This is a genomic window from Klebsiella oxytoca NBRC 105695, from assembly GCF_001598695.1.
Classification (GTDB): domain Bacteria; phylum Pseudomonadota; class Gammaproteobacteria; order Enterobacterales; family Enterobacteriaceae; genus Klebsiella; species Klebsiella oxytoca.
This window is the reverse complement of record NZ_BCZK01000005.1, coordinates 249,421-276,051: the sequence shown is the minus strand read 5'-3', so window position 1 is coordinate 276,051 and position 26,631 is coordinate 249,421. Positions and strand designations below refer to the sequence as shown.

At 54.8% G+C, this 26,631-nt stretch carries 24 protein-coding genes and 1 pseudogene; 10 read left to right on the top strand and 15 right to left on the bottom strand.

Translation table 11 applies throughout. The features are described 5' to 3' along the window. Positions 1-106: 106 nt before the first annotated feature. The gene (locus KO1_RS11200) at positions 107-724 is read right to left on the bottom strand and encodes a CDP-alcohol phosphatidyltransferase family protein (RefSeq protein WP_017146086.1); all 618 of its coding nucleotides are present in this window, start codon (positions 722-724) and stop codon (positions 107-109) included. Positions 725-810: 86 nt separating this feature from the next. Between KO1_RS11200 and KO1_RS11195 the strand changes: the two genes are divergently transcribed. Next, positions 811-1,221, top strand: coding sequence for a pyrimidine (deoxy)nucleoside triphosphate diphosphatase (locus KO1_RS11195; RefSeq protein ID WP_023320747.1), 411 nt, complete (start codon positions 811-813; stop codon positions 1,219-1,221). 182 nt (positions 1,222-1,403) lie between these two features. Further along, entirely contained in the window at positions 1,404-2,747 is a 1,344-nt protein-coding gene (gene gdhA, locus KO1_RS11190) for an NADP-specific glutamate dehydrogenase (RefSeq protein ID WP_004101304.1), read from the top strand. Between the two features lie 95 nt (positions 2,748-2,842). Here gdhA and KO1_RS11185 read toward each other — a convergent pair. Together KO1_RS11185 and selD are read right to left on the bottom strand one after the other, a co-directional pair. Next, positions 2,843-4,775 (bottom strand): annotated as a pseudogene (locus tag KO1_RS11185) (DNA topoisomerase III); the annotation flags it as partial. A 4-nt stretch (positions 4,776-4,779) separates the two neighbouring features. Further along, positions 4,780-5,823 (bottom strand): selenide, water dikinase SelD, encoded by a 1,044-nt coding sequence (gene selD, locus KO1_RS11180; protein ID WP_004101299.1) that lies wholly within the window; start codon positions 5,821-5,823, stop codon positions 4,780-4,782. Between the two features lie 227 nt (positions 5,824-6,050). Here selD and phoC point away from each other — a divergent pair, with 227 nt between their 5' ends. After that, positions 6,051-6,797: an acid phosphatase PhoC gene (gene phoC, locus KO1_RS11175; protein WP_004101298.1), complete on the top strand. Its 747-nt coding sequence runs from the start codon at positions 6,051-6,053 to the stop codon at positions 6,795-6,797. Positions 6,798-7,028: 231 nt separating this feature from the next. Here the strand turns inward: phoC and KO1_RS11170 are convergent, their stop codons facing one another. Further along, positions 7,029-7,580 (bottom strand): NAD(P)H nitroreductase, encoded by a 552-nt coding sequence (locus KO1_RS11170; RefSeq protein WP_004101297.1) that lies wholly within the window; start codon positions 7,578-7,580, stop codon positions 7,029-7,031. A 166-nt stretch (positions 7,581-7,746) separates the two neighbouring features. On the opposite strand from KO1_RS11170, the gene sppA reads away from it, so the two are divergent. The 3 genes from sppA to pncA all read left to right on the top strand — a co-directional run bounded on the left by sppA (position 7,747) and on the right by pncA (position 11,522). After that, the gene (gene sppA / locus KO1_RS11165) at positions 7,747-9,600 is read left to right on the top strand and encodes a signal peptide peptidase SppA (RefSeq protein WP_004112300.1); all 1,854 of its coding nucleotides are present in this window, start codon (positions 7,747-7,749) and stop codon (positions 9,598-9,600) included. A gap of 253 nt (positions 9,601-9,853) precedes the next feature. Then, positions 9,854-10,870: an asparaginase gene (gene ansA / locus KO1_RS11160; RefSeq protein WP_004101295.1), complete on the top strand. Its 1,017-nt coding sequence runs from the start codon at positions 9,854-9,856 to the stop codon at positions 10,868-10,870. Between the two features lie 10 nt (positions 10,871-10,880). Beyond that, positions 10,881-11,522: a bifunctional nicotinamidase/pyrazinamidase gene (pncA, locus tag KO1_RS11155; protein WP_024274045.1), complete on the top strand. Its 642-nt coding sequence runs from the start codon at positions 10,881-10,883 to the stop codon at positions 11,520-11,522. Between the two features lie 36 nt (positions 11,523-11,558). Here the strand turns inward: pncA and KO1_RS11150 are convergent, their stop codons facing one another. The 8 genes from KO1_RS11150 to KO1_RS11115 form a co-directional block, all read right to left on the bottom strand. Then, positions 11,559-12,917: an MFS transporter gene (locus tag KO1_RS11150; protein WP_024274044.1), complete on the bottom strand. Its 1,359-nt coding sequence runs from the start codon at positions 12,915-12,917 to the stop codon at positions 11,559-11,561. Between the two features lie 141 nt (positions 12,918-13,058). Continuing rightward, complete coding sequence (locus tag KO1_RS11145) at positions 13,059-13,817, bottom strand: DeoR/GlpR family DNA-binding transcription regulator (RefSeq protein ID WP_004101292.1); 759 nt, start codon at positions 13,815-13,817, stop codon at positions 13,059-13,061. Between the two features lie 135 nt (positions 13,818-13,952). Further along, the gene (gene ydjG / locus KO1_RS11140; protein ID WP_023320744.1) at positions 13,953-14,936 is read right to left on the bottom strand and encodes an NADH-dependent methylglyoxal reductase; all 984 of its coding nucleotides are present in this window, start codon (positions 14,934-14,936) and stop codon (positions 13,953-13,955) included. Between the two features lie 9 nt (positions 14,937-14,945). Then, the gene (locus tag KO1_RS11135) at positions 14,946-15,893 is read right to left on the bottom strand and encodes a carbohydrate kinase family protein (protein WP_024274043.1); all 948 of its coding nucleotides are present in this window, start codon (positions 15,891-15,893) and stop codon (positions 14,946-14,948) included. Positions 15,894-15,897: 4 nt separating this feature from the next. Further along, positions 15,898-16,734: a ketose-bisphosphate aldolase gene (locus KO1_RS11130; RefSeq protein ID WP_024274042.1), complete on the bottom strand. Its 837-nt coding sequence runs from the start codon at positions 16,732-16,734 to the stop codon at positions 15,898-15,900. Between the two features lie 24 nt (positions 16,735-16,758). Continuing rightward, a complete protein-coding gene (locus tag KO1_RS11125) occupies positions 16,759-17,802 on the bottom strand; it encodes an NAD(P)-dependent alcohol dehydrogenase (RefSeq protein WP_024274041.1) in 1,044 nt (347 codons plus the stop codon). Between the two features lie 17 nt (positions 17,803-17,819). Then, positions 17,820-19,199 (bottom strand): MFS transporter, encoded by a 1,380-nt coding sequence (locus KO1_RS11120; protein WP_004112274.1) that lies wholly within the window; start codon positions 19,197-19,199, stop codon positions 17,820-17,822. A gap of 26 nt (positions 19,200-19,225) precedes the next feature. Further along, complete coding sequence (locus KO1_RS11115; RefSeq protein ID WP_064406927.1) at positions 19,226-20,302, bottom strand: zinc-binding dehydrogenase; 1,077 nt, start codon at positions 20,300-20,302, stop codon at positions 19,226-19,228. A 323-nt stretch (positions 20,303-20,625) separates the two neighbouring features. On the opposite strand from KO1_RS11115, the gene chiD reads away from it, so the two are divergent. Both chiD and yajD read left to right on the top strand, forming a co-directional pair. Then, entirely contained in the window at positions 20,626-21,879 is a 1,254-nt protein-coding gene (gene chiD / locus KO1_RS11110) for a chitinase ChiD (RefSeq protein WP_024274039.1), read from the top strand. 100 nt (positions 21,880-21,979) lie between these two features. Next, positions 21,980-22,324, top strand: a complete 345-nt coding sequence (gene yajD, locus KO1_RS11105; protein WP_004101273.1) for an HNH nuclease YajD — start codon at positions 21,980-21,982, stop codon at positions 22,322-22,324. Between the two features lie 49 nt (positions 22,325-22,373). On the opposite strand, the gene KO1_RS11100 is transcribed toward yajD, so the two are convergent. Together KO1_RS11100 and msrB are read right to left on the bottom strand one after the other, a co-directional pair. Then, complete coding sequence (locus KO1_RS11100) at positions 22,374-22,649, bottom strand: YeaC family protein (RefSeq protein ID WP_004101272.1); 276 nt, start codon at positions 22,647-22,649, stop codon at positions 22,374-22,376. A 43-nt stretch (positions 22,650-22,692) separates the two neighbouring features. After that, entirely contained in the window at positions 22,693-23,106 is a 414-nt protein-coding gene (msrB, locus tag KO1_RS11095; protein WP_004101271.1) for a peptide-methionine (R)-S-oxide reductase MsrB, read from the bottom strand. A 339-nt stretch (positions 23,107-23,445) separates the two neighbouring features. Between msrB and gapA the strand changes: the two genes are divergently transcribed. Together gapA and KO1_RS11085 are read left to right on the top strand one after the other, a co-directional pair. Continuing rightward, a complete protein-coding gene (gene gapA, locus KO1_RS11090; RefSeq protein WP_004101269.1) occupies positions 23,446-24,441 on the top strand; it encodes a glyceraldehyde-3-phosphate dehydrogenase in 996 nt (331 codons plus the stop codon). A 269-nt stretch (positions 24,442-24,710) separates the two neighbouring features. Then, entirely contained in the window at positions 24,711-25,595 is an 885-nt protein-coding gene (locus KO1_RS11085) for a D-hexose-6-phosphate mutarotase (protein ID WP_004112268.1), read from the top strand. Positions 25,596-25,758: 163 nt separating this feature from the next. Here the strand turns inward: KO1_RS11085 and KO1_RS11080 are convergent, their stop codons facing one another. Continuing rightward, on the bottom strand, positions 25,759-26,613 hold the full coding sequence (locus tag KO1_RS11080) for an aldo/keto reductase (RefSeq protein ID WP_004101265.1): 855 nt from the start codon (positions 26,611-26,613) through the stop codon (positions 25,759-25,761). Positions 26,614-26,631: the final 18 nt, after the last annotated feature.

Here is a 26,631-nt window from a genome sequence, read left to right as displayed (position 1 = left end):
TCCCGGAGGCGGTGCGGCGCATCTGTCCGGGCTACCGGCCCGCAGACGGCTTCGAACCCGTAGGCCGGGCAAGGCGTCAGCCGCCGCCCGGCATAAAACCTGCTCATCACTCTTTTACCTGTTTCAGGGTCAGGTATCCGCTCCACACCCGCGTAAAGGTCGTCAGCCAGCACAGCGCGCCAAAAATCCACGCCAGCCAGGCAAACCATGCCGGGAACAGACAGCTCAGCACAAACAGCGCGATGGTTTCCGTCCCTTCCGTCAATCCGCCAAGATAGTAAAACGATTTGTGGGCGTAGCCCGGATTGGCGATCTGATGCTTTGTCGCCAGCGCGGCAAAGGCGAGAAAGCTGCTGCCGGTACCGATAAACGCGAACAGCAGCCAGCCGCCCGCCAGCGCGTTGCTCGCCGGGTCGGCCAGAATAAAGCCAAACGGCACCAGGGCGTAAAACAGAAAATCGAGGGAAATATCGAGAAAACCGCCCGCATCGGTCAATCCGCGTCGCCGGGCCAGTGCGCCGTCGAGGCCGTCCAGCAGGCGGTTAAGCACTATCGCCGCCAGCGCCGCCTGATACCAGCCCAGGGCTAAAAACGGCAGCGCCAGTACGCCAATTGCAAAGCCAAGCAGGGTCAGACCGTCGGGAGAAACGGCTGGACGATCCAGCAGAGCGGCGGTGGCGTTGAGGGCAGGTTTCAAACGCGGATGCAGATAACGATCAAGCACGAAGTTTCTCCAGCGGATTCAGGGTTGTTTGCAGAGTACCAGGGCGGTGATAATAGGCGTTTCTTTCGTACAGAACGATGATTCACATGCTAAAAACTTTTGATGTTGTTGCCGCCATTATCGAACGCAACGGGCAAATTTTGCTGGCGCAGCGCCCTCCCCACGCGGATCAGCCGGGGATGTGGGAATTTGCCGGCGGTAAAGTCGAACCCGGCGAAACCCAGGCCGAGGCGCTGGCCCGCGAGCTCCGGGAAGAGCTGGAGATCGACGCCAGCCCGGGATGCTATATCGCCAGCCATCGGCGCGAAATTTCCGCTCGCCTGATTCATCTTCACGCCTGGTGGGTCCCTCATTTTAGCGGCGAACCCATCGCCCGCTATCACAGTCAGCTGCGCTGGTGTTCCCCGCAGGAGGCCTTTAGCTTCAACCTTGCGCCAGCGGACATCCCCCTGCTGGAAGCCTTTATCGCCCAGCGCGCCGATCTCCTCTCCCGCTAATTCTGTCAGGCAGCGGTCATCGTTTTTGATTATGACCCATGCCTGATTATAAATTTTGCTTTCCGAACAATTTTTCCTTGCTTACCTAACGATTCCCGGTGGTATAGTCGGAAAATCGGCTTTTTCAAGGGCCGAATCATAATAAATAGACGCAACCACAACCATAAGGGGAAATTATATCTATGGATCAGACGTGCACTCTGGAAGGTTTTCTCGCCCGCGTTCAACAGCGCGATCCAAATCAAACTGAATTTGCTCAGGCCGTCCGCGAGGTGATGACCACCCTGTGGCCCTTCCTTGAGGAAAATCCGCGCTATCGCCAGATGAATTTGCTGGAACGTCTGGTTGAACCGGAGCGTGCTATCCAGTTCCGCGTCGTTTGGGTTGATGACCGTAACCAGGTTCAGGTTAACCGCGCATGGCGCGTGCAGTTCAACTCCGCCATCGGCCCGTACAAGGGCGGTATGCGTTTTCACCCCTCCGTAAACCTGTCGATTCTGAAATTCCTTGGCTTTGAACAAACCTTCAAAAACGCCCTGACCACCCTGCCTATGGGCGGCGGTAAAGGCGGCAGCGATTTCGATCCTAAAGGCAAGAGCGACGGCGAAGTCATGCGTTTCTGCCAGGCGCTGATGACCGAACTGTATCGTCATCTGGGGCCGGATACCGACGTGCCTGCCGGTGATATCGGCGTAGGCGGTCGTGAAGTCGGCTTTATGGCCGGGATGATGCGTAAGCTCTCTAACAACAGCGCCTGCGTATTTACCGGCAAAGGTCTCTCCTTCGGCGGCAGCCTGATTCGTCCGGAAGCCACCGGCTATGGCCTGATTTACTTCACCGAAGCGATGCTTAAGCGCCACGGTTTGGGCTTTGAAGGCGCTCGCGTGGCGGTTTCCGGCTCTGGCAACGTGGCGCAGTACGCCATCGAGAAAGCGATGGAGCTTGGCGCGCGGGTGATTACAGCGTCCGACTCTAACGGCACCGTCGTCGACGAGGCAGGCTTCACCAAAGAAAAACTGGCGCGCCTGATCGACATTAAAGAGCGTTGCCATGGCCGCGTAGCGGATTACGCGCGCGAGTTTGGCCTGACCTATCTGGAAGGCAAACAGCCGTGGTCCGTACCGGTGGATATCGCGCTGCCGTGCGCGACGCAGAACGAGCTGGACGTCGATGCCGCCCGTCAGTTGATCGCTAACGGCGTGAAGGCCGTAGCGGAAGGCGCCAATATGCCAACCACCATCGCCGCCACCGATCTGTTCCTTGAAGCGGGCGTACTGTTCGCGCCGGGTAAAGCCGCGAACGCCGGCGGCGTCGCCACCTCCGGCCTGGAAATGGCGCAGAACGCCGCGCGCATGGGCTGGAAAGCGGAAAAAGTGGATGCGCGTCTGCACCACATCATGCTGGATATTCACCACGCCTGCGTGCAGTACGGCGGCGAAGCGAAGCAGACCAACTACGTGCGCGGCGCCAATATCGCCGGTTTCGTGAAGGTTGCTGACGCTATGCTGGCTCAGGGTGTGATTTAAGCCCACTCGCTGAATGAACCCCTGCATGCGGATTCGGTGCATAATTGAAAAACCCCGGCTTCCCGGGGTTTTTTACTGCGGGTTTTCCGCCGCAGGGCCGGCGGCGCTTTTTTTATCTTTCGCTTTGGCTCTGCCTTTCCCCTTGCTAAAGCTTTTCTTCCCCTCCCCCGGCGCCGCAATTCCGCGGAAGCGGCGTACCGGCGTGCTACGGGCCTGGTCAATAAGCTGGAACAGCGTCCCGACCAGCGGCTGCATGAAATCCTGATAACGGCACTGTTTCTCGCTGATTTGCGTCAGAATCGACTCCCAGTGGGCAGTCATGTCCGGACGCGTCGCCATCTCCGGCAACGAATGGAAAAGCGCCTTGCCGGCATCGGTAGAGTGGATATAGCGCCCTTTCTTGGTCAGAAAACCGCGTTTGAACAATAGCTCGATAATTCCGGCGCGGGTCGCCTCCGTACCGAGACCGTCCGTGGCGCGCAAAATTTTCTTCAGGTCTTTATCCTGCACAAAGCGGGCAATACCGGTCATCGCCGACAGCAGCGTGGCGTCGGTAAAGTGACGCGGCGGCTGGGTCTGGCGCTCCACCACTTCCCCTTTTTCGCACAGGAGCTCATCATCTTTAGCGACCACCGGCAGCGGCATGCCGTCGTTTTCTTCATCGCGCTCTTTATTGCCTAACAGGGTTCGCCAGCCCGCTTCTGCCAGAAAACGCGCCTTGGCCACAAACTTACCGTTGGCGATATCAAGATCGATCTGACACTTTCTGAACACCGCATCCGGGCAGAACTGCATCAGATACTGGCGGGCAATCAGGGTGTAAACCTTTTCTTCGTTGTCGCTGAGCTTCACCTGCGAACTGCGCGCGGTGGGGATAATGGCGTGGTGGGCATCGACCTTTTTATCGTCCCAGCAGCGGTTGCGGATCTCCGGGTCCACCACCGGCTGCGGCAGCAGGTCAGGCGCATGTACGCTGATGGCGTTCAGCACCGCATGTCTTCCGGCAAAATGCTCTTCCGGCAGATAGCGGCTGTCCGAACGCGGATAGGTAATCAGCTTATGGGTTTCATACAGCTTCTGGCAAATATCCAGCACGTTCTGCGCGCTAAATCCGAAGCGCTTCGCGGCTTCAATCTGCAGCGCCGAGAGGGAAAACGGCAGCGGCGCTGGCTCGGAGTCCCGCTTGTCGTTATAAGCGGTCACCGTCGCCGGCTGGCCCTCAATGCGCTTGACCACATGTTCGGCAAGCGAACGATGCAGCAGCCGTCCCTCTTCATCCTGGTAGGGTTCACAGGCCTCGCTGGGGATCCAGGTGGCGACAAAACGCTCCTCCTTCGGGGTGACGATATGCGCCTTCACATCGAAGAAGTCTTTGGCGACGAAGTTTTCAATCTCTTCATCGCGGCGTACAACCAGGCCAAGCACCGGCGTTTGCACGCGTCCGACCGATAGCACCCCTTGATAACCCGCGTTACGCCCAAGGATGGTGTAGGCGCGGGTCATATTGATCCCATATAACCAGTCGGCGCGGGCGCGAGCCAGCGCCGAGACGCACAGCGGAACGAACTCGCTATTGGCGCGCAGGCGGTTAATCGCCCGCTCCACCGCCTGCGGGTTGAGATCGTTAATCAGGCAGCGCTGCACCTGCTGGCGCTTTTCCGGCGCCAGCTGCAGGTAGTCGAGCACCTCGTCCACCAGCAGTTGACCTTCTCTGTCCGGGTCACCCGCGTGGATCACTTCCTGCGCATCGCCAAGCAAACGCTCAATCACGTTAAGCTGTTTGGTCACCGAGGGCTTGGGCTGGAGCTGCCACTTTTCCGGAACGATAGGCAGGTCGAGCAGATTCCAGCGCGCATAGCGCTCATCATAGACGTCCGGCTGAGCCTGCTCCAGCAGGTGGCCGATACACCAGGTGACCACCTGTCCGTTGCCGCATTCAATATAACCATCGCCTTTGCGATGCGGTTTTGGCAGCACATCGGCAATGGCGCGGCCGAGACTCGGCTTTTCTGCAATAAACAGCCGCATGAAATCAACGAATCTCGATCATAGGGCGTCCGCCGCGGGCGGTCACCAGCTCGCCGATAGCGGTCAGCGTGATGCCATATTCAGCGGCTGCTGCCAGCACCTCGTCCTCGGCTTCCGGCGTTACCGCCAGCAGCAGGCCGCCGGAGGTTTGCGGATCGCACAGCAGATCGCGCCACTCAGGCGGCATTTCGCCCATCAGATGCCCGTAGCTGGCAAAGTTTCGCCCGGTTCCGCCCGGCACCGCACCGGCCGCAATATACTCTTCCACGCCCGGTAGTTTCGGGATACTGGCATAGGTGAGTTGCGCCTGTACGCCCGCGCCGCGGCACACTTCGCTCAGATGCCCCAGCAGTCCGAAGCCGGTGACGTCGGTCATCGCCTTCACGCCGTCAATGTTGGCGAACGCCGAGCCGACGAGGTTCATCTGGCACATGGTTTCCGTCGCCAGCCCCTGATGTTCCGGCTTCAGCAGCGACTTTTTCTCGGCAGTGGTCAGCACGCCGATACCCAGCGGTTTCGTGAGGTAGAGTTTGCATCCGGCCTGAGCGGTACTGTTTTTCTTCACCCGCTCGGTCGGAACCACGCCGGTCACCGCAAGACCGAAGATGGGTTCAGGCGCATCAATCGAGTGGCCCCCGGCCAGCGCGATCCCCGCCTGCTGGCAGGCAAAACGCCCGCCATCAACTACCTGACGGGCAATTTCCGGCGCCAGCGTATTGATGGGCCAGCCGAGGATAGCGATGGCCATTATCGGCTTGCCGCCCATAGCGAAAATATCGCTGATGGCGTTTGTCGCGGCAATGCGCCCAAAGTCGAACGGATTATCGACGATCGGCATAAAAAAGTCGGTAGTACTGACAATCGAGGTACCGTTGCCGAGATCGTAGACCGCGGCATCATCGCTGGTTTCATTCCCCACCAGCAGATTCGGGTCAATAAATTTGGCCTGGTCGCTCTGCAGGATGGTTTCCAGCACTTTAGGGGAAATTTTACATCCGCAACCGGCTCCGTGGCTGTATTGCGTTAAACGAATGGCTTGCTCGCTCATGGACATCTCCTGTCATTGCAATCCCGATATGGTAGCGCCCAAATGGCGGAGTGGTAAGTGCGACAGTCCGAAATCGCGTATGGTTGCTCATTAAGCAGACAAAAAACCGATTTTGCGATGCGGGCCCGCTTTTTCGTCGTCATTTTACCCTTTACTAAAAAATGACAGAAATGTAACAACAAAAAATTCTGTTTTGTCTGGACATATAACAACGTAAGGAAGTTTTCATGAAAAAGCGTGTTCTCGCCCTTTGCCTGGCCAGTTTCTTCTCCATCAACGCTTTCGCCCTGGTTCCCGCCGGTAACGACGTCACCACCAAACCGGATCTCTACTACCTGACCAATGCGCAGGCTATCGACAGCCTCGCGCTGCTACCGCCGCCGCCGGAGGTGGGCAGTATCGCGTTTTTAAACGATCAGGCCATGTATGAGAAGGGACGCCTGCTGCGCGGCACCGAGCGCGGCAAACTGGCGGCGGAAGACGCAAACCTGAGCGGCGGCGGCGTCGCCAACGCCTTCTCGGGTGCCTTCGGCTCGCCCATTACCGCCAAAGATGCGCCGGAGCTGCACAAGCTGCTCACCAATATGATTGAAGATGCCGGCGACCTGGCCACGCGAGGGGCGAAGGAGAAATACATGCGCATTCGCCCCTTTGCGTTTTACGGAGTCGCCACCTGTAACACCAAGGAACAGGATACGCTATCGAAAAACGGCTCCTACCCCTCCGGCCACACCTCTATCGGCTGGGCCACCGCGCTGGTGCTGGCTGAGATTAATCCGCAGCGGCAAAATGAAATTCTTAAGCGCGGCTTTGAGCTGGGCGAAAGCCGGGTGATCTGCGGCTATCACTGGCAGAGCGACGTCGACGCGGCGCGGATTGTCGGTTCGGCGGTGGTTGCCACGCTGCATACCAACCCGGCCTTCCAGCAGCAGCTTCAGAAAGCGAAAGACGAATTCGCCAAACGGCAGAAGTAACCTCATCGCTGTTAAATTCCCGGAGGCGGCGCTTGACGCGCCTTATCCGGGCTACGGGTTCCCAGCCGTCCGCGGTTTGGTCGCCCGGGCAGATGCGCCAGCACCGCCTCCGGGAAAGGTGTCGAGCCTGGTACACTGGTACGGCTTCCACCCGACTCGCGCTGCGCTTAGCCGGGCTACAATCCCGGAGGCGGCGGTGAGCCGGGCCCGCCCGGCATAACGAGAATGGACTCAGAAGCGCGTCACGAACGGCGCGGTATCCGGCAAAGTGATGGTGGTTGAAGCTTTGAGCTGCGGCGTTCCCAGATAAAGAAAGCCCACGATTTTATCCTGCTCGCGGCAGGCAAACCCTTCACGGACGACCGGGCTCTCGGTTAATGCGCCGCTGCGCCAGATACCGTTAAAACCCTGCGCCACGGCCGCCATCTGCATGGCCATCACCGCGCAGCCCGCCGACATCTCTTGTTCCCACCTGGGGACCTTCGGATGATCTTCACAGCGCGCCACCACCGCAATAATCAGCGGCGCGCGGAACGGCGCGCTGCGCGCTTTTTCAATCGCCTTTTCATCTCCGCCTGCCGCCACGGCGCCTTTTTCCAGCAGCTGGCTGAAGCGCTCGCGCCCATCATCGGCAATAATGAAGAAGCGCCACGGCTGTAGCGTTCCGTGGTCCGGCGCGCGCAGCCCCGCGCGAAGGATGTTTTCCAGCTGTTCGCCAGCCGGCGCCGGATCGGTCAAACGTGAAGCGCTGCGGCGATTAACCAGTAGTTCGAGAGCATCCATCTGTGTAACTCCTGTGATGTCATTTTTCATAAAATTAACATGCACAAGGATTTTGTTACAGCCCAGCGGGTGATTCCTGCTGACAACCGTCGGCACTCTCATTAGGATAGCCAGACGCGGCAGCCCCTGCGGCTTGCCCTATTTTGATAATGGTTAGGGAGAATACATGCGAACTCTTTGGCGACTGCTCGCCGGAATCTTTAAATGGACATGGCGAGTGCTCAACTTCATTCGCCAGCTCGCACTGAACGTGGTTTTCCTTGTGCTGGTGCTGGCCTGCGTCGGTATCTGGGCCCAGTTCAGCAGTAACACAACAGAGCATACCACTCGCGGCGCGCTGCTGATGGATATCACCGGCGTGGTGGTCGATAAACCTTCGGCCAGCAGCAAACTTGGGGTCATTGGCCGTCAACTGTTTGGCGCCAGCTCGGATCGCCTACAGGAAAACTCGCTGTTTGATATTGTGCAGACAATTCGCCAGGCGAAAGACGACCGCAATATCACCGGCATCGTGCTGGATCTGAAAAACTTTGCCGGCGGCGATCAGCCATCGATGCAGTACATCGGTAAAGCGCTGCGCGAATTCCGCGATAGCGGCAAACCGGTCTACGCCATTGGCAGCAGCTACAGCCAGGGGCAGTATTATCTGGCCAGCTTCGCCAATAAAATCTGGCTTTCGCCGCAGGGCGAAGTGGATCTGCATGGTTTCGCGACCAACGGCCTGTACTACAAATCGCTGCTCGACAAACTCAAAGTATCGACCCACGTTTTCCGCGTCGGCACTTATAAATCAGCGGTAGAGCCGTTTATCCGCGATGATATGTCCCCGGCAGCGCGCGAGGCGGATAGCCGTTGGATTGGCGAACTGTGGCAAAACTACCTCAACACCATCGCCGCCAACCGCCAGATCTCCGCACAGCAGCTGTTCCCTGGCGCTCAGGGGGTCCTCGACGGTCTGCGTAAAGTTGATGGCGACACCGCCAGGTACGCGCTGGATAACAAGCTGGTTGACGAGCTTGGCACCTCTACCGAAGTGGAGAAAGCGCTGACTAAGCAGTTTGGCTGGAGCAAAGCGGATAATAACTACAGCGCGATCAGCTACTACGACTACACCGTGAAAACGCCTGCCGATAAAGGCTCCGCGATAGCGGTTATCTTTGCTAACGGCGCGATTATGGATGGCGAGGAAACGCCGGGTAACGTCGGCGGCGACACTACCGCTGCGCAGATCCGCGATGCCCGCCTCGATCCGAAAGTAAAAGCTATCGTACTGCGGGTAAACAGCCCTGGCGGCAGCGTCAGCGCCTCGGAGGTGATTCGCGAAGAGCTGGCGGCGGCAAAAGCGGCCGGCAAACCGGTGGTGGTATCGATGGGCGGCATGGCGGCCTCCGGCGGCTACTGGATCTCCACCCCGGCGGATTATATCGTCGCGAACCCCAGCACCCTGACCGGTTCTATCGGTATCTTTGGGGTAATTAACACCGTCGAAAATACGCTCGGCTCGATTGGCGTTCATACCGATGGCGTGGCCACCTCTCCGCTGGCCGATGTCTCCACCACTAAAGCGCTTCCGCCGGAAGTACAACAGCTGATGCAGCTCAGCATCGAAAACGGCTATAAGCGCTTTATCACCCTGGTGGCGAACGCGCGTAAGAGCACGCCGGAAAAAATCGACCAAATCGCCCAGGGCCACGTCTGGACCGGTGAAGATGCGAAAGCAAACGGTCTGGTCGACAGCCTTGGCGACTTTGACGACGCGGTGGCAAAAGCCGCAGAGCTGGCGAAGCTGAAAGAGTGGCATATCAATTATTATCAGGAAGAGCCGACCTTCTTCTCGATGGTGGTCGATAGCCTGACCGGTTCCGTTCGCGCGGCGCTGCCGGCGGCGGTTCAGGCTTATTTGCCTGCGCCGGTGGCCGCTGCGGCTAATGCAGTGAAAAACGAAAGCGACAAGCTGGCGGCCTTTAATGATCCGCAGAATCGCTACGCCTTCTGCTTGACCTGCGCCAACATTCGTTAATCCCACGCCGCCCCATTCCACGGGGCGGCATTTTTCACTTCATCCTTCCCGCCGCCTCTTTCCTGGCTACGCGCAGCAACGCTGGCCCCATAGTCACTATGCTCCCATAGATTTCATTGCTTGCCGCCTCGATGCAGCGTAAATGTTTTTGTGTCAGGCAAGCCATGCAATACACGAAAGCAGCCGACGCCCCTGCAACTTGCGGCGTGACGGGTATATACTGCGCCTGTCTACGTTTAACCTAAGCGATGCTATGCAGAAGAAATCTATCTACGTTGCCTATACTGGCGGCACCATTGGTATGCAGCGTTCTGAACACGGCTACATTCCCGTTTCCGGCCATCTCCAGCGCCAGCTGGCTTTGATGCCCGAGTTTCACCGTCCGGAGATGCCGGACTTCACCATTCATGAATATGCTCCGCTGATGGACTCCTCCGATATGACGCCGGAAGACTGGCAGCATATCGCCGAGGATATTCGCGATCGTTATGACCAGTACGACGGTTTCGTGATCCTGCACGGTACGGATACCATGGCGTTTACCGCTTCGGCGCTCTCCTTCATGCTGGAGAATCTGGGGAAACCGGTCATTGTGACAGGGTCACAAATTCCGCTCGCTGAGCTACGCTCCGACGGGCAGATTAATCTCCTCAATGCCCTGTACGTCGCCGCCAACTATCCGATTAACGAAGTGTCGTTGTTCTTCAACAACCGTCTCTACCGCGGCAACCGTACAACAAAGGCCCACGCCGACGGATTTAACGCCTTCGCTTCGCCAAACCTGGCGCCGCTGCTGGAAGCCGGGATCCATATTCGCCGTCTCGGCACCCCTCCCGCACCGCACGGCAGCGGTGAGCTGGTGGTTCACCCTATCACGCCGCAGCCGATTGGCGTGGTGACCATTTATCCCGGCATTTCCGCCGACGTCGTGCGCAATTTCCTGCGCCAGCCGGTCAAAGCGCTGATCCTGCGCTCATATGGCGTCGGTAACGCGCCGCAGAACGGCGAATTTATTCAGGTCCTGGCTGAAGCCAGCCAGCGCGGTATCGTGGTGATTAACCTGACCCAATGTATGTCCGGCAAGGTGAATATGGGCGGTTACGCCACCGGTAACGCGCTGGCTCAGGCCGGGGTGATTAGCGGTTTTGATATGACCGTAGAAGCCACGCTGACCAAGCTACACTATTTATTGAGTCAGGATCTGGACGTTGCGGCTATCCGTCGCGCAATGCAGGAGAACCTGCGCGGCGAACTGACCCCCGATGAGTAAGGAGAAACACATGACCCAGCGCGCGCTGCTTCTGGTCGATTTACAAAATGATTTCTGCGCCGGTGGCGCACTTGCGGTCCCGCAGGGCGATAGTACGGTTGACGTCGCCAACCTGCTTATCGACTGGAGCCTGACGCGGGGCGAAACGGTGGTAGCCAGCCAGGACTGGCATCCGGCGAATCACGGCAGCTTTGCCAGCCAGCATCAGGTTGAACCCTATACCCAGGGCGAGCTCGACGGCCTGGCGCAAACTTTCTGGCCGGATCACTGCGTGCAAAACAGCGAAGGCGCGGCTCTGCATCCGCTGCTCCAAAAGCAGCATATCGCCGCCGTCTTCCACAAAGGCGAAAATCCGGCCATAGATAGCTACAGCGCCTTTTTCGACAACGGCCACCGACAGAAAACGCAGCTTGATGCGTGGCTGCGCGAGCGCGATATTCGCGAACTCACGGTGCTGGGTCTGGCCACCGACTACTGCGTCAAGTTTACCGTGCTCGACGCTCTCAATCTGGGCTATAACGTCAACGTCATTACCGACGGCTGCCGCGGGGTGAATATTCAGCCGCACGACAGCAATCAGGCATTTATGGAGATGGCCGCCGCGGGCGCCACCCTCTATACCCTGGACGACTGGCTGGAAACCCACGCATAACCGGTGCCGACAGGCATTTTCCCTGTCGGCGCATTTTCAGGCCAGCGTTGAAATCTCCTCCAGCGATATCTTGCGCGTTTCGATGCCAAAGCAGAACAGGATCAGCGCACAGAGTACCAGCATCACCCCGAGCACCATAAAAACCGTAATCGCGCCGTAGCGGGTCAGCAGGACAGCGACGCCGTAGGGAGTAAAGACGGCGACAATTCGCCCTACCGCGTTGACAAAGCCTGAACCGCGCAGCCGGAGATGCGTTGGCCACAGCTCCGGCACGTACACCGCCGAGGCAAAGCAGACGTACATATACAGGAAAAAGATCATCACCAGGCCATAGCTTAAGATGGCCCACTCTGAGGTTTGAATCGAATAGAAGTAGCCGAGCACCGCAATAATAATCAGCAGCGATGAGCCAAATAACCGCCGCGGAAAACGGTCGATAATCAGCGCGGCGATAAATATTCCCACCGGCGCGCCAATCATAATAATCGCGGTCATCAAGATTGATTTCGTCACGTCGATGCCCGAATTGACGAAAATTGTCGGGATCCACACCGTAATGGTATAGAGCGAAATATTCATGGCGATTAGCACCGTGATTGCCACTAGCGTGCGCCGCAGCATCTGGCCTTTAAACAGCAGCCAGAAAGAGCCGCTTTCCACACACACATCCGCCGTTTGATCCGCGCTTTGCCAGGCCGGTAAGGTAATATTTTTCTCTCTCTCGATTTGCGACTCTACCTGCTGGAGATGCTTTTCAGCGGCGCTGCGCTGCCCTTTTCCGGCCAGCCAGCGGGGAGATTCAATAAAGTATCTTCCCGACAGATACCAGGCCAGCAGCATGGCTCCTCCGCCGAACAGAAACATCATCCGCCAGCTTAAAAAAGCAATCACCACGACGCCAATTGCCGCCGATAGCATAGGCGACCAATTGCCGACAAAGGAGAGCCGGGCGGACCATTTTCCACGTACCGCGGGCGGAATAAATTCGGTAAAGGAGGCATAGCCCACCATAATCAGCGCCCCCATTCCGCAGCCCATCAGACAGCGAAAAAAGATAAGCCAGTACATGTTGGGCACAAAGGTTGCCGCACAGGCAGAGACCCCGACGATCAGTAAATTCAGCCGAAATGCTTTACGTCGCCCGAGATAATCACCTATAAAACCTCCGGTCAACGAACCAATAAAGTAGCCAAACATCAGCGCCGAGGTAAATGCGGCGTTGAGATAGTTATTTGACCAGCCATTGCTGACTAACTTTGCCAGCACCACGTTGCCGGAATAGCTGAGAAAACCGGTGATTAATAAACTAAAACTAATAATGCCAAAAATACGAAAATGAAATCGCGATAAAGGTAAGCGGTCTAATCTTGCGCCGATAGGGTCACATTGTTCCATCTGGATGCCTCAAATTCAGATAAAATATAAAGTATGGCCATCGCGGCAGAATCATTTTTGCCGCGCCAGCCATCATCATTAAATTTTTATGGCATTATCCAGGTGCAAATTAAAATAATATCGATACAGCCAATCTTAATGTTAATAAACAAGTTGAATATTATTTTCTTTACAAAATGCAATCCACTGTGCACCCGGCGCCTTATTGGTGATAAGGTAATTAATATGGCTAAAATCCACGAGCTGGACGAATGCTTTGCGATCGAATTTTGAATGATCGACCAGCAAAGCGACTTCGGTGGCCTGGCGGATCATGGTTTTCTTAATTTCCGCTTCCGCTTCGTTAGAGTCCAGCGCCCCGCTCTGCATATCCAGCCCTTTGCAGCTCATCACCATAATATCAACATGATAGCGGCTAATAATTTCCTTAGTGATCCTTCCCTGCAGCGACAGCGTATTCTTGTTGAGCTCGCCGCCGGTAGATACCACGTTGATTTCAGACTGTGCCAGCTCATGAAAGGCTTCTGCCGAGTTGGTTAACAGCGTGAGATCGTTTCTCTCTTTCAATAGCTTTAATAACTCCATCGCGGTACTGCTGGAGTCGGCAGCCATGGTGGTTTTATTCTTTATAAACGGTAATGCATTGCGGGCAATGATCTGCTTCTCTTCTAAAAAAGATTTAGCGCGTTTATAAAAATGAATATTGTCAGCTAAAGCATTGGTATTTAATACAGCGCCGCCGTACGTGCGGGTCAAATAACCTTCATCTTCGAGCTTTTCCAGATCGCGACGGATGGTTTCCTCAGTGACCTGAAAAATTGCGCTTAAATTAGAAACCGCTACTTTCTTATCATTAGCCACCATTTGCTTTATGGCCTGAATCCTGTCTTTTGCCGCCACGATGACACCTCTGTTTCCTGCAAAGTCATAATAAGATTCTAGTATTGCACAGGCCATGTTTATTTTCAAAAGAACCTGTCTGAATCACAGATTTAATACTCTTTTACACAGAAACAGAGGTCCGCGTCTTCTCTCTTATTTAGGATCCAGCGCTTCCGCCATTCGCCTCATCAATAATGAATCATCATCGGTCAGAGCGATGTTCAGCGCATCGACATTCTCGCGCACCTGCTCGGGCGCCGTAGCGCCGCTCAGAAGGGTAATGAGATCGCTTTGCTTTAATATCCACGCCAGCGCCAGCGCGGGGATGGTACAGCGATATTTTTCGCATAGCGGCTGCCATTGCTCAAGCATATCAATCACGCGCAGCATATTTTCCCGCTGGAACCAGACCTTATTGGCCCGCGCACCGCCGGGAACATAATCACGGCCGATAGTCCCGGTCAGTAGCCCCTGCTCAAGCGGCGAGTAGACCTGCACTACAATGCCGTTCTGTTGACAGAGCGGCAGTAGCTCGGCCTCCAGCGCCCGGTCAAGAATGCTGTACTTGGCCTGCACGATATCCAGCTCGCCGTGCTTGAGGTACTCTCTGATATGCCCGGCATCTACGTTCGCCGCGCCGATAGAGCGAATTTTCCCCTCTTTCTTAAGCGCGTTCAGCGTGGCTACGGTCTCCGCAATTGGCGTAAAGCAGGGCTCTACCGACTGCCAGTGGGTCATATAGATATCAATAGTATCGATGCCCAGCCTTTGCAGGCTGGCCTCCACCTCTTCGCGAATCGACTCGGGCGTCAGGTTTTTATACAGCTGGCGATCGCCCACCTTATTAAACAGGCTGCCCGTGCGCTCCCAGACGATACCGCATTTGGTTTCGACAACGACTTCGCGGCGCGGCAGCTGTTTAAGCGCCTGGCCAACAATCACTTCGCTGTTGCCAAAGTTGTAGCCTGGCGCGGTATCAATCAGATTGATCCCGCAGCGATGCGCCTCAACAATGGTGTCGATACATATCTGCAGATCGAGATCGCCGTTCCACGCCGGGCCGCCGCCAATGGCCCATGTGCCTAATCCCATTCGGGAAAGCGTGATATCCGTACTGCCTAAAGAAATCATTTTCATCTGCTGCTATTATCCTTCATATTCGTCGAGAAGTTGTTCAACCAGCGTTCTGTTCTTCACACCCGTCGTGGCGCCTACGCTCAGCACCGAGATCGCCGCCGTGGCGTTAGCAAACAACGCGCACTCGCGCAGCGGTTTGCCTTCAAGCAGCGCGGTGATAAATCCCGAGGCAAAATTATCCCCTGCGCCAATGGTGTCGATGGCGGTAATGCCTGAAACCGCCGGCACTTCCAGCTTCATATCGGCACGCTTAATAAAGCAGCCTCGCTTGCCGGTCTTAATAACCACCGTTTTCACCCCGCAGTTCAGGAAGCTATCGGCGATCTCATCCAGCGTCTCTTTGCCGGTGAGCAGTTTTGCCTCGGCATAATTGGGAAACAGATAATCGACGTAGCTCAGCGCCTGGCGAATATCGTTCAGAGTTTCGTTAAGCCGCGGCTTAATCATATCGGCGCAAATAATTAACGCGTGCGCTTTGGCCTGAGTGAATATCTCCGTTAACGCTTTACCATCGAGCAGCGGGCTATTAAAAATGCTCGCCAGCGACAGCAGTTTTGCCTGAGAAAAGCGGCCAAAGTCCACATCGTTAATATTCAGCTTCCACAGACTACCATTGCGGTTAGTCACAAAAGTACGCTCGCCATCGGCGGTGACCAGCCCCACATTAATGGAGGTATCGATTTCGCCATCCTGCTTCAGGCTGTGGATATCAATATTCTCCCGGCGACAGTGTGCAAGAATAAAATGTCCCGCCGCGTCGTCCCCTACCCGACTCATTAATGCCGTTCGATGACCGAGTCGGGAAATAATGGTTGCCTCGTTAATTGCGTCCCCCCCGGTGGTCATGGCGATGCGTTCTAAGGGATATGAGTCAACATCAAAGATATTTTTGCTCACCGGCTGCAGGGGAATATCAACAATGGCCGCGCCTATACAAATAACCTCGATATTATCCATGTTGTCATTCCGCTTTACCGTCAGAGCCAAACAGTTTGATTTTCTCCAGCGCGCGCGTTTTGACCGCTTTGCGTACTTCGCGCTCAACGTGCAGGAACGGTTGATTCTGGTTCTCCTGCACTGCCGCCATCGCCGCCTGGCACAGTTCGGTATGAATGTTAATTTTGGAAATACCCAGCGAAATAGCCTGCTTAATATCCGCGTCGCTAATGCCGGATGCGCCGTGCAGTACCAGCGGAACGGATACCGCCTCGCGCACGCGTTTCACCACCTCAAAGTTGAGTTTCGGCTCTGAGGTATAGACCCCGTGCTGGTTACCAATCGCTACCGCCAGGGAATCGCAGCCGGTGCGCTCGACGAATTCCGCCGCTTGATCCGGATCGGTATAGTGATAGCCCGCCAGCGCTTCTTCGTAGACCGTTTCATTGCCCACGTGTCCCAGCTCCGCTTCGATCGGAATACCCAGCGGATGGAAGAAGTCCACCGCCTCTTTGGTCAGACGAATATTCTCTTCGAAATCAAAGGCGGAAGCGTCGCGCATCAGGGAGTTCATGCCATGGGCCCACGCATTGTGGATAATTTCCATGCTGCGTCCGTGGTCCCAGTGCGCAATCACCGGTACCGAGGCCTTTTTGGCCATTGAAACCATCATATGCGAAAAATCTTCAAACGAGGTATTGCCCACAAATCCGGTGCCGAAAGAGATAATCACCGGCGATGTTGACTCTTCCGCGGCATCGATAACGCCCATCAGCATTTCGGCATTCCACACGTTAAAGTGGGCAATGGCATAATTTTTATTTTGCGCATCATTTTCCCAATATTTAATATCAGCCAGCATAGTTGTTTCTCCCTTTTTAATAAATTAATGGTTAACTCTAATAACGCCTTTAATCATCTCGCGTTTGTTATTAACAGATTCCTCAAACGCGCGCTGAACATCCTCGTAGTCGTAAATGTGCGTCACCATCGACTTCACATCGAAACGGCCGGAGGAGATAGCTTCAATAGTCACCGGGTAGCGGTTGGCATAGCGGAAAACGGTCTGAATCGATACTTCGCGGTTAATTTTCAGGAAGTTAATTGCCGAATCCCCGGGGACCGTACCGACGATCATGATTTTCCCTCCACGCATGACCAGATACGGTGCCTGCTTAACGGTGATGGCCGAACCGGCGGTTTCGAATACGATATCAGCCCCCATGTCGCCGGATAACTGCTGGCAGCGCGCGACGGTGTCCTCTTTTTCGCCGTTGATAACGACTTTGGCCCCGAGCTGTTCGGCCATGGCCAGGCGTTTTTCCAGCACATCAACCACCGTGATATCAGTAGCCCCCAGGCAAAGGCATGCCTGCAGGGTCATTAAACCAATACAGCCTGCGCCAAGAATGACGATTTTCTTGCCAGGCTTGACGTCCGCCAGCATTGCGGCATGCATGCCGACCGCCGCAGGCTCCACCAGCGCGCCTTCCATCGTGTCCATATTGTCGGGCAGCTTATAGGTGAAGCTCTCCGGATGGCACAGGTAGTGGGTTAACGCGCCGCGATAATTTGGCTGCGTGGCCATGAAATCAACGTCAGGACAGATATTGTATTTCCCCTCCAGACAGTAGCGGCAGTGGCCGCACGGCACCCCGGGTTCAATATTCACCCGGTCGCCGGGTTTAAATTTGCTCACGCGGTTTCCCACCGCGACCACCGTACCGGCGCATTCGTGCCCCAGACCAATTTCCTGATTGGGATCTTTCGGCGGAATAAAGGGACCTGATTCGAAACCGTGAACATCTGAACCGCAAATACCAACGTATTCAATTTTGATCAGCACTTCATGTTCTTTGGGTACCGGAATATCAGCAGCGATGATTTTCATCATACCCGGCGTTTTTAAAATCGCTTTTGAATTATTCATTTTATTTTCCGTCAATATTATTTGCTGGTAACGGCATCAATACCGAGACTTTCGACAGAGACGCCTTTAGTTTCAATTCCGATTGTGGCGATAGCGACCGCAACAATAATGGAGACGGCCCCCAGCAGCACAAATACCCCGGTTACGCCATAGCCGTTAAGTAATACCGCCACCGCATAGGGTGCGGCGATACCGCTGATGCGCCCCACCGCGTTCGCCAGGCCTGAACCACGAAGCTTCGCTTCGGTCGGCCATATTTCCGGCACATAGACCGCCGAGGCGTAGCAAACGTACATATAGACAAACGTAATCAGGAAGAAGCCAATTAACGTGATGAGCAGCATACTGGTTTGCAGAGAATAGATATATCCCAGCACGGCGATTAATACCAATAAGCCCACACCCATAGTTTTCCGCGGTATTTTATCCATCACCAGCATGGCGATGAAAATGCCAAACGGCGCGCCGAACATACTCATGGTGTTTAAAACAATGGAGTCTTTCAGATTAATGCCCTGGGTCATAAATATCGTCGGCAGCCAGTTAATCAAGGTATACTGGACGACATTCATGGCAATCAGGACGAAGGAGCCTAAAATAACCCGCTTGAGTAATACGCCGGTTAATAAGGCTGAATAAGGAACCGCGCGCGGCGCTTTACCATCATCTTCTATTACCACTGGCGGCAATGGCTTACCGGTTTGCTGCACGACCCTCTCTTCAATGGCCCGCATCACCTTTTCCGCTTCCGCGTAACGTCCGCGAGACTCCAGCCAGCGGGGCGATTCAGGGAAACTGCGCCAGGCAATAACGGTAGCAATTAGCGACAGCACCGCCGGGATCAGCAGCTGTACGCGCCAGTTCCATTCCGCGCTGATTAACGGCGTTAATCCCATCGCAATCAGCGAACAGAGCGGATAAGACCAGTTGCCGATAAACGAGACCCGACTGGACCAGGTGCCGCGATTTCTGCCGGGCATATATTCGGTGAATCCGGCAAATAAGGTCACCAGCAGCGCGCCTAACCCTACCCCCATGATAAAACGACAGGCAATCAGAAAGATCATATTCGGCGAAAACGCCCCTATGACCATGGCAATAATATGAATCGCTTCATACAGGATGAACGCATTTTTACGCCCGATCTTATCGCCGATAATGCCGCCGCCGAGCGCGCCAAGAAACATTCCCGCCGTGGTAATGGCAGAAAACGTAGCGGTCGTGGAATTATCGGTCCAGCCCAGGTCTTTTAGCTGCGCGAGTATTAACCCGCCTACGGCATTACTCCAGCAGACAAGTAATCCGAAAGCGACCATGGCAAACATTGAAGCGTGCCAGCTGCAGTCGGGCAGGCGATCGAGCCTGGCGCCGCAGTGCGGTTTTGCTATCTGTTCCATCCGGGAACCTTCCTTTAATAAATGGGTTATTCATCAAAGTCGTAAGTCATGATGACCTTAATCGCGGTTTTATCGGCCATGGCATCAAAACCTTCGCGCCACTGCGACAGGCCAATGCGATGAGTAATCATTGGTTTGACTGTGATCGCGCCGCTGGCGAGCAGGCGAATGGCGTTGCGCCAGGAGGTGGAGTCGTAAGCCATATGGCCGATGATGCTTTTGTTCCAGGCAGTGATGTCGTTGATGGAGAAGTCCAGCGGTTTGAAGCCCATCCCCACGCGGACCACTTCACCGTTGGGGCGCAGCATTTCGATAGACTGTTTGAGGGCAATGTTGGCGCCTGAACATTCGATAACCAGACCGAGATTATCTTTGCCGCAAATTTCCTGACAGCGCGCAACCACATCTTCGCTCGAACCGTTGACCACCGCCGTCGCGCCCAACGCTTTAGCGATGGGGAAACGCACCGCGACGTCCTCTTCCAGCCCGACCATCACGATATTGACGGCCCCCATGATGCGCGCCATCTGTACGGCAAAGAGCCCTAACGGACCGGTACCGAAGACCACCACGTCCTGACCGGGGAGAAATTTGGATTGTTGAGCGATAGATTTATAGGCGTTACAGATAGGATCCAGCACCGCCGCTTCTTCGTAATCAACGCCCAGCGGGATTTCCCACAGCGCGTGGCGATGAATTTTGAGGATCTCCCCCGGCACCAGGCAGTATTTCGAAAACCCGCCGCCCCAGGTATTGTTATCAAGACCTAAATTAACTTTTTCTGTACAACACAGAAAATCACCTTGTTCGCAGGCCGGACACACGCCGCAGACGTGCCCGCTATTATCAGAAACCACCCGCTGGCCCACTTTCCGGTCCTTAACCTTTTCGCCGACACGGACGATTTCACCGGCAAACTCATGGCCGCGAATGGAGTTGAATTGGTCGGATCCGCTATCGACGTTGTAGTGCTTCATATCCGCGCCGCAAATGGCTGCCGCCTTGATTTCAATCACCACATCATCCGGACCGCAGACCGGTTCCGGAACATCAATCATCTTATAGCCGCCAAAGGCCTTACCAAATCTTGCCAGTGCTTTCATTGCGTCTTCCTTTGTTTGTGGTTTTGCATCAGTGGGAGCAATACTTAACCACGAAATCTTTAAGGTCAACATTAAATCTTTAAAACACAGATATTGATCTGCATTTCACAACTTAGATCACAAATACGGCAAAATGGATGGCGGGGAGAGATGTGAAGGAAAGCTTATGGCGTTGGCATGGCGCGGCTTCGCTGATGCAGCGTGAACCCCTTCGCAGTTTTGCGCAATGGAAGATGCTAGCCTGCACGAGCTGTTTTTTCGCCACGCCATTTCCGTGGCGTGTTTGTTTTACTAAGTCACTTTTCTGTCAAAGAGGATTTGCTATGAAACTTTTGCCATTACTGGCAGCTTTACCCCTGCTCTGCGCGAGCGTCGTTTCAGCTAATACCCTGATGTCCGTCGGCTACTTTAACGGCGGCGGCGACGTCACTGCCGGACCTGGCGGCAATATCGATAAACTTGACGTCCGGCAGATTACCCATCTCAACTACTCGTTTGGTCTGATCTATAACGACGAAAAAGGTGAAACCAACGCGGCCCTGAAAGACCCCGGCAGGCTGCATCAAATCTGGCTGTCGCCGAAAGTGCAGGCTGATTTACAGAAAATCCCGCATCTGCGCCAGCAGAATCCGAACCTGAAAGTTTTGCTTTCCGTCGGCGGCTGGGGAGCGCGCGGATTCTCCGGCGCGGCGGCGACAAAAGAAACCCGAGCGCTGTTTATTCAGTCGGCGCAGGAGATCATTGAAAAATATGGTCTTGATGGTATCGATCTGGACTGGGAGTATCCGGTCAACGGCGCATGGGGACTGGTCGACAGCCAACCGGCCGATCGCGATAATTTTACCGCCCTGCTGAAAGAGCTGCGTGCGGCGGTGGGCAATAAAAAACTGGTGACCATCGCCGTGGGCGCTAACGCGGAGAGTCCGAAGAGCTGGGTGGATGTCAAAGCGATAGCCCCCTCGCTCGACTACATCAACCTGATGACCTACGACATGGCTTACGGCACCCAGTACTTCAATTCCAACCTGTACGACTCCTCTCAATGGCCGACGGTCGCAGAAGCCGATAAGTACAGCGCTGATTTCGTGGTCAACAACTATCTTGCGGCGGGTTTGAAGCCCAGCCAGATGAACCTGGGGATTGGTTTCTATGGGCGGGTACCGAAACGCGCCGTCGAGCCGGGCATTGACTGGAGCAAACCGGATGCGCAGAAAAATCCGGCAACGCAGCCTTATTTTGAGCCGCAGCAGGTCGAGCTGTTCAAAACGCTAGGCGTCGATCTGTCAAAAGATACCTACGTGAAATATAACGATATCGTGGCGAAGTTCATCAACGATCCGCAGAAGCGCTTTACTCAGCATTGGGATGATGAAGCGAAAGTGCCGTGGCTGTCGGTAACTTCTTCCGACGGTAAAGCGCTCTTTGCCCTCTCCTACGAGAACCCGCGTTCGGTGGCGATCAAAGCCGACTATATCAAGAGCAAAGGACTGGGAGGCGCGATGTTTTGGGAGTACGGCGCCGATGATCAAAACCAGCTAGCGAAACAGCTGGCCGAATCCCTGGAGATCAAACGCTGATCTGCGCGATGTCACCGCCTGCACAATAGGTTATGATAAGCACATTCCGCTGCGCCAGCTCCGGCGCAGCTTTTCATTTGCAACAGAAGGCATGGGTATTATGGCTTATATCCCGAAAAACTACGCCCGTCTGGAAGTCGGATATCGCGAAAAAGCGCTGAAGCTCTTCCCCTGGGTCTGCGGACGCTGCTCGCGTGAGTTTGTCTATTCGAATCTGCGTGAACTGACGGTACATCATATCGACCACGACCACTCCAATAACCCGGAAGATGGTAGCAACTGGGAGATGCTGTGCCTCTACTGCCACGATCATGAGCACTCAAAATACACCGAGGCCGATCAGTATGGTTCAACGGTGGTGGCCGGCGAAGATGCGCAGAAAAGCGTCGGCGAAGCGAAATATAACCCTTTCGCCGATCTAAAAGCGATGATGAACAAGAAATAACGCCCAGCTGACGCTAAGCCCGGCGTTCAATTGGCCGGGCCGTTCAGGCTCAGGATTTAAACGTCGCGATAGGTTGCGGCGAAATACCAAAGTCCACTTTCAACTGCTGTTTACTCTTCATCACCATCTGTCCGTTGGTGTCGATGGTCATATGCTGCGCGTCAACGTTATATCGGGCCTGCCAGAGCATCACCAGCTGCAGACAATTCTCTTTCTGCTCGGCTGTTAACGCCACGCCGTCGGGCCATTTTCCCAGCTCCACCGCCGTCGCCAGACGCTGATACACTTCCGGCGTCATGCCGTCGATAATCCGTTCAATTTCCATCGTTCTCCCACCTCATGTTGGAATAATTTGCTGAATCGTTTTTTCAACCCTTGGTTTGCTCACCATTTTCATCATTGGTGAAGCTTAAAGAGGCCGAATTAACACAAAAACGCTCACCGGTAGGCTGCGGGCCATCCGGGAAGACGTGTCCAAGGTGAGCATCGCAGTTTCCGCAGCGAATTTCCGTGCGCTGCATACCGTGGGAGTAATCGTTAAGATAGCGAATAGCATCATCGCTTACCGGCTCATAAAAGCTCGGCCAACCGCAGCCTGAATCATACTTGGATTGCGAGTTAAACAGCGGCGCGTCGCATACCAGGCAGTGGTAGACGCCATCGCGTTTGTTGTGGAGTAGCCGCCCGGTGAACGGCGGTTCAGTACCGTGATTCTGCGTCACGTAAAACTGCATCTCGCTCAAATTTTTTTTGAGCTCGTCCGAAGAGGGTTTATTCGACATTGGCTTGCTTCTCGCTGTGAAAGGACAACTTTTTCGGCTTAATTCTAACAAAATATTAACAATGAAGCGTGCACTTTTGTTCTAAACTTAGGCGACGCCAAAAGGCAGCCACACAATTGTGATGAATATCACATTTTTATCTCAAATGACCTTTAAAATTCCGGGCGCAGCCCCCATATGGAATTGGGCTCAAAGGGAAAGTGGGATAAATCAACCGCGCAAAGGCATGCTCCGGATTGATTTGTCGCAATGATTGACACGATTCCGCTTGACGCTGCGTAAGGTTTTTGTAATTTTACAGGCAACCTTTTATTCACTAACAAATAGCTGGTGGAATATATGACTATCAAAGTAGGTATCAACGGTTTTGGCCGTATCGGTCGCATTGTTTTCCGTGCTGCTCAGGAACGTTCTGACATCGAGATCGTTGCAATCAACGACCTGTTAGACGCTGACTACATGGCTTACATGCTGAAGTATGACTCCACTCACGGCCGTTTCAACGGTACCGTTGAAGTGAAAGACGGTCATCTGATCGTTAACGGTAAAAAAATCCGTGTTACCGCTGAGCGTGACCCGGCTAACCTGAAGTGGGACGAAGTGGGTGTTGACGTTGTTGCTGAAGCAACCGGTATCTTCCTGACCGACGAAACCGCTCGTAAGCACATCACCGCTGGCGCGAAAAAAGTCGTTCTGACTGGCCCGTCCAAAGACAACACTCCGATGTTTGTTAAAGGTGCTAACTTTGACAAATATGAAGGCCAGGACATCGTTTCCAACGCTTCCTGCACCACCAACTGCCTGGCTCCGCTGGCAAAAGTTATCAACGACAACTTCGGCATCATCGAAGGTCTGATGACTACTGTTCACGCCACTACCGCTACTCAGAAAACCGTTGATGGCCCGTCTCATAAAGACTGGCGCGGCGGCCGCGGCGCAGCTCAGAACATCATCCCGTCCTCTACCGGCGCTGCTAAAGCTGTAGGTAAAGTACTGCCAGAACTGAATGGCAAACTGACCGGTATGGCGTTCCGCGTTCCGACTCCGAACGTATCCGTTGTTGACCTGACCGTTCGTCTGGAAAAAGCTGCTTCTTATGAAGAAATTAAGAAAGCAATCAAAGCTGCTTCCGAAGGCGCAATGAAAGGCGTTCTGGGCTACACCGAAGACGACGTTGTCTCTACCGATTTCAACGGCGAAGTTTGCACTTCCGTATTCGATGCTAAAGCGGGTATCGCTCTGAACGACAACTTTGTGAAACTGGTTTCCTGGTACGATAACGAAACTGGTTACTCCAACAAGGTTCTGGACCTGATTGCTCACATCTCCAAATAAGTTGAGATGAGACCGTAATCTGTAAGAGCGACTCCGGTCGCTCTTTTTTTTGTCTAAAAATATACCCGTCATACTTCAAGTTACAGGTGTGTTGGCTACGCTCGCTCACCCGAATCACTTACTACGGTAAGCTCATCGGGATGAATCAGGGACATCCATGTCCCTGACCGAAGGCCATCTTCGGTTGTTCAAATTCGTTCCTGACGAATTTGTCGTTCACTTGCCACCTTCCTGCAACTCGAATTATTTAGGGTAAAAAGGATTGCGTAATGATTAATAAGATTTTTGCCCTCCCGGTTATCGAACAGCTTACCCCTGTCCTTTCCCGTCGCCAGCTTGATGACCTGGAACTGATCGTGGTTGATCATCCGCAGGTTAAAGCTTCCGTGGCTTTCCAGGGCGCTCACCTGCTCTCCTGGAAGCCCGCAGGCGAAGAAGAGGTCCTGTGGCTCAGCGGCAATACTCCATTCAAAAATGGCGTTGCCCTGCGCGGCGGCGTGCCGATTTGCTGGCCATGGTTTGGCCCATCAGCTCAGCAGGGTCTGCCGTCGCACGGTTTTGCCCGCAATCTGCCGTGGGCCCTGAAAGGCCACGATGAAGACGATAACGGCGTGGTGCTGACCTTTGAACTAAAAAGCAGCGATGCCACTCGCCAGTACTGGCCGCATGAGTTCACCCTGTTAGCGCGTTTCAAACTGGGTAAAACCTGCGAAATTGAGCTGGAAGCGCACGGCGAATTTGAAACCACTTCCGCCCTTCACACCTATTTCAACGTCGGTGACATTGCGGCAGTGAAGGTCAGCGGTCTGGGCGACCGTTATATTGATAAAGTGAAAAATGCCGAAGAAGGCGTATTAAGCAACGGCACTGAAACCTTCCCGGATCGTACCGACCGCGTCTATCTGAATGCAGAAACCTGCAGCGTCATTCACGATGATGCGCTCAGCCGCAACATCGATGTCGTCCATCATCACAACAGCAACGTGGTTGGCTGGAACCCGGGACCGGCCCTTTCCGTCAGCATGGGCGATATGCCCGATGATGGCTACAAGACCTTCGTTTGCGTAGAAACTTGCTGCGTAACCGAATCGCAGAAGGCCAGCGAAGAGAAACCTTCGCGCCTGGCGCAAACCATTCGCGTGGTGAAACGCTAACGCACTGAAGGAGCGCATACGGGTTAAAATCTAGTGCGCGTATTTCTGCCGGGCGGCGGCTGACGCTTTGCCCGGCCTGACGCACTGATTGCGATCGTATTCATGCCTGGTGGCAGCTCGCGACCGGAGCCCCGCAGAGTCGGGGCTTTTCTTTATACCCTATTCAGACCATATCCAGCGGTGTTTTTCTTCCCGGTGCCGGGTAAGCTTTTTCCAGCAGCGCCCTCTCTTCAGCGGTTAGCTCGATGTCCAGCGCCGCAGCATTTTGCTCAACATGTTCGATACTCGATGCTTTCGGGATCGCCAGTACCCCCTGATGGCTGATAACCCATGCCAGAAGCACCTGCGCGGCGGTTACGCCCCGGGCCTGCGCAATATTTTTCACAACGGTATGATTTAAAAGTCCATTGCGCAGACGGCCGGCCTGGGCCAGCGGACAGTAGGCCATCACCGGCAGCCGCTGCTGCTGGCACCATGGCAACAAATCATGTTCAATACCGCGAGAAGCCAGGTGATAGAGTACCTGGTCAGTTGCGCACTGCTCGCCGCCGTCAACCTGCCAGAGTTCTTGCATATCAGCGTAATCAAGATTCGATACGCCCCAGCGACGAATTTTGCCCTGCGCAACGAGCGCTTCCATACCTGCCACCGTCTCCTGCAATGCGTAGTCGCCGCGCCAGTGCAGCAGGTAGAGATCGAGATAGTCGGTCTTCAGGCGGCGCAGGCTGGCTTCGCAGGCGCTGGCTATTTTGCGACCGCCAGCGTTCCACGGATACACTTTAGACACCAGCACCACGCGCTCGCGCTGGCCGCGAATGGCTTCGCCGACAACCTCTTCGGCGCCGCCGTCAGCATACATTTCCGCCGTATCGATCGCCGTGAGCCCAAGATCGATGCCCGCGCGTAGTGCAGCAGACTCCTGAGTGCGCAGCGCCGGGTTTTCACCCATGTACCAGGTCCCCTGCCCTATGACGGGAACCGCTGGATGCTCGCCAAAACTGATTGTCCTTTGTGCCATGACTACCTCCTGTCGTTT